Source organism: Arthrobacter sp. GMC3, assembly GCF_002929305.1.
Lineage (GTDB): Bacteria > Actinomycetota > Actinomycetes > Actinomycetales > Micrococcaceae > Specibacter.
On the sequence record NZ_PJIO01000153.1, the window covers coordinates 1 to 532 of the forward strand.

A 532-nucleotide genomic window follows, 5' to 3' on the forward strand; every position below is an offset into this window, starting at 1 on the left:
GCTTGGCGCGGTATTCCGCAAAATCGGTAGCAGTGAAGGCTATGGCCACAGGGTCTTTCAGGCGTTCGACCATGCGATCCATGATGACGCGGCGACCTTCGTAGTCGGCCAGCGAACCACCATGCAGACGCCCCCAGCATTCCACCAGTTGGGAGAGACGGCGACGATCCTTCGGTTTCGGTGACCATTGCGGACTTTCGATCAGCTTGGATCGACAGGTCGCCTCGAACCGCTGAGCCTCGCCCTTGGTCTTGAAGGTCTTGCGGAAGCGCTTGCCCTTGATCGGCTCGACATCGACTTTCCAACGCCCGTCTGGCAGTTGCTCAATCGCCATGACCATCACCGCCTTGGCCGGGAGCTGCTATGTCAGCGTGTTTGGCTTGTTTGTGTATTTGGCAAACAAACATCAGACGGCACGCCCCCAGCGCACGTGTCGTTCCTGCAATAGATTCTTGATGTGCTTGTAGAGGTCTCGCTCGCTCATGTCCTTGGCGGCGTAGTGGTCGCGGATCACTGGCCAGCATTCCCATTG

1 protein-coding gene is annotated in these 532 nt (G+C 58.1%); it reads right to left on the reverse strand.

Annotated elements, in window-relative coordinates; translation table 11 throughout:
- On the reverse strand, positions 1 to 334 hold a 334-nt coding region (locus CXQ94_RS24095), incomplete at its 3' end, for a hypothetical protein (protein ID WP_368665594.1).
- Positions 335 to 532: the final 198 nt, after the last annotated feature.